The 2,885-nt window shown below is 70.0% G+C and carries 3 protein-coding genes and 1 pseudogene; 1 reads left to right on the plus strand and 3 read right to left on the minus strand.

The genetic code is table 11. The features are described 5' to 3' along the window. The first annotated feature begins 54 nt into the window (after nucleotides 1-54). The gene (locus tag AC1D15_RS25205; protein WP_477828137.1) at nucleotides 55-957 is read left to right on the plus strand and encodes a DMT family transporter; all 903 of its coding nucleotides are present in this window, start codon (nucleotides 55-57) and stop codon (nucleotides 955-957) included. Nucleotides 958-965: 8 nt separating this feature from the next. Here the strand turns inward: AC1D15_RS25205 and rfaE2 are convergent, their stop codons facing one another. The 3 genes and pseudogenes from rfaE2 to AC1D15_RS25220 form a co-directional block, all read right to left on the minus strand. Next, the gene (gene rfaE2 / locus AC1D15_RS25210; RefSeq protein WP_477828138.1) at nucleotides 966-1,454 is read right to left on the minus strand and encodes a D-glycero-beta-D-manno-heptose 1-phosphate adenylyltransferase; all 489 of its coding nucleotides are present in this window, start codon (nucleotides 1,452-1,454) and stop codon (nucleotides 966-968) included. Beyond that, complete coding sequence (locus AC1D15_RS25215; protein WP_047501823.1) at nucleotides 1,454-2,326, minus strand: ferritin family protein; 873 nt, start codon at nucleotides 2,324-2,326, stop codon at nucleotides 1,454-1,456. The genes rfaE2 and AC1D15_RS25215 overlap by 1 nt, the downstream gene beginning before the upstream one ends. Before the next feature lie 77 nt (nucleotides 2,327-2,403). Further along, a pseudogene (locus AC1D15_RS25220) lies at nucleotides 2,404-2,885 on the minus strand (cobalamin-binding protein); the annotation flags it as partial.

The raw sequence follows: 2,885 nt of genomic DNA on the forward strand, positions 1-2,885 counted from the left end.
CCTGTGCGCTGATCGCCGCGGGCCTGCAGCGCCGTCCCGCCGGAACCGGACCCCATGACTGAACGAAAGAGCGCGCTCGATACGCTGGCCGTGACCTCGCTGATCGGCCTGTGCTTCCTGTGGGGGCTGAACCAGGTCGCCGCGAAGGCGGCGCTGCCCGAGGTGCCGCCGCTGCAGCAGGCGGCGCTGCGCTCGGCGGGCGGCGCGCTGCTGGTGTTCCTGTGGTCGCGCTGGCGCGGCATCCGGCTGTTCGAGCGCGACGGCACGCTGGCCGGCGGACTGCTTGCCGGCGCACTGTTCGCCGCCGAGTTCGTCTGCATCTTCCTCGGGCTGCAGTTCACCAGCGCGTCGCGCATGGTGGTGTTCATCTACCTGTCGCCATTCGTCGTCGCGCTCGGCATGCCGTTCATCGCGCACTCGGAGCGGTTGTCGGGCGTGCAGGTGGGCGGGCTGGTCGCCGCGTTCGCGGGCGTCGCGTGGGCCTTTGCCGAGGGCTTCTCGCGGCCGGCCGTCGGCGCGCACCAGTGGATCGGCGACGCGCTCGGGGTGACGGCCGGCGTGCTGTGGGGCGCGACCACGCTGTCGATCCGCGGCACGAAGCTGTCGGGCGCCTCGGCCGAGAAGACGCTGCTGTACCAGCTCGGCGTGTCGGGTGTGCTGCTGACGCTGGGCGCGCTTGCCAGCGGGCAGCCGCTGCCGCACGCGCTGTCGCCGCTCGCCTGGGGCTCGCTCGCATTCCAGGTGGTGGTGGTCACGTCGGCCAGCTACCTGATGTGGTTCTGGCTGGTGCGTCACTACCCGGCGACGCGGCTGGCCGCGTTCACGCTGCTGACGCCGGTGTTCGGGCTGCTGCTCGGGCTGTGGCTGCTGGGGGAGCCGATCACCGCGCGGCTGGTGGTGGCGCTGGCCGGTGTCGCGATCGGGATTGCGGTGGTGAACCGGCCGGCGAAGGCCTGATCAGGAATTCAGGCGCGGATGCGCTTCACCAGGGCCGTCGTCGAGTAACCGTCGACGAACGGGATCGCCAGCGCCTGGCCGCCCCAGCTGCGCACGAGCCGCGTTTCCTCCAGCGTCTCCATGTCGTAGTCGCCACCCTTCACGTACAGGTCGGCCCGCACCTCGCCGAGCAGCGCGACCGGCGTCTTCTCGTCGAAGAGGGTCACCAGGCTCACGCTCTCCAGCGCGGCGAGCACGCAGGCGCGGTCGGTCTCGGCGTTCAGCGGCCGGTCRGGCCCCTTGCCGAGCAGGCGCGCCGACGCGTCGCTGTTCAGCCCGATCACCAGGCTGCCGCCCAGTTCGCGCGCCTGCGCGAGGTAGCTGACGTGACCGCGGTGCAGGATGTCGAACACGCCGTTCGTGAACACCAGCGGGCGCGGCAACGCGGCCAGCCGCGCGGGCAGCTGCTCGCGCGGGCAGAGCTTGTCGAGGAACGACGCCACCGGGCCGTCGTGCATCAGGCCGGCTGCGCGCCCGGGCCGGCGCCCTTGGCTGCGGCCGCGATCGCCGCCGCCATCTCCTTGCGGAAGCGGTTCAGCTCCTGCACGCTCGCGAAGCTGCGTTCCATCAGCAGGCTCATGTTGTGCAGGATGCGCTCGACGACCTTGGTCTCCCAGACCGCGTCGAACTGGATCTGGCGATCCAGCCACTGCTCCAGCCACTCGGGGTTGGGCAGGCGGCTCTGGATGGTGTCGCGCGGGAACAGCTTGACGTTCACGTGCAGGTTGGTCGGGTGCAGCGCCTGCGCGGTGCGGCGGGCGCTGGCCATCAGCACGCCGACCTTCGCGAACGCGGCACGCGCTTCATCGCCGAACTTCTGCATCGCGCGCTTCATGTAGCGCAGGTAGGCACCGCCATGGCGGGCTTCATCGCGTGCGAGCGTCTCGTAGATGGCCTTGATCACCGGCTCGCTGTGCCATTCGGCGGCGCGGCGGTACCAGTGGTTCAGGCGGATCTCGCCGCAGAAGTGCAGCATCAGCGTCTCGAGCGCCGGCGCCGGGTCGAACTCGAAGCGGATCGCGTGCAGCTCCTCTTCGCTCGGCACCAGGTCGGGCCGGAAGCGGCGCAGGTACTCCATCAGCACCAGCGAGTGCTTCTGCTCCTCGAAGAACCAGACGCTCATGAAGGCGGAGAAATCGCTGTCATCGCGGTTGTCGCGCAGGAACATCTCGGTGGCCGGCAGCGCCGCCCACTCGGTGATCGCGTTCATCTTGATGGTCTGGGCTTGCTCTTCGCTGAGCTGGCTGCCATCGAACTGATCCCAGGGAATGTCGGTGTCCATGTTCCATCGGACAGCCTCGAGTTGCTTGAACAGTTCGGGGTAAAGCATGGTAGGGCCTGTGGAAGTCCGGCGGCATTCTAGACGGGCCATCGTGACAGTCCGTCACATGACAGACGACATGAAGGTTATCGCGCGGCTTGTTCGCGCCAGCGCCGCAGCGCGCCCTGCAGGTCGCCGAGCGTCGCCAGCGCCGTGATGCCGGCTGGCGTGCGCCGGTGCAGCACCGGTGCCGCACCGCCCACCCACACCTCCACCGGCGGCGCGAGCTTCGCCCGCAGCTCGACCAGGCTGTCGGTGACCTGCTGCGGGTGGGTGGCGCCGCTGAAGGCCAGCACGACGATGTCGGACCGGAAGGCCCGGGCTGCCAGCACCGTATCCCACAGCGGCGTCTGCAGCCCGAGCGATGTGCAGTGCGCGCCGTCCACGCCCAGCAGCACCTCGGCCAGCAGCAGCCCCAGCCCGTGCGGCTCGCCCGGGAAGGTGGTCAGCAGTACCTTCGGCCGTGCCTCGGCCGGCGGCTGCGGCAGCAGGTACAGCGCCTGGCGCATCACGCCGTGCAGCACCTCGGTGCAGGCGTGCTCCTGGAAGATCTCCAGCTGCCCGCGCA

The organism is Rhizobacter sp. P2_H2 (assembly GCF_056403375.1).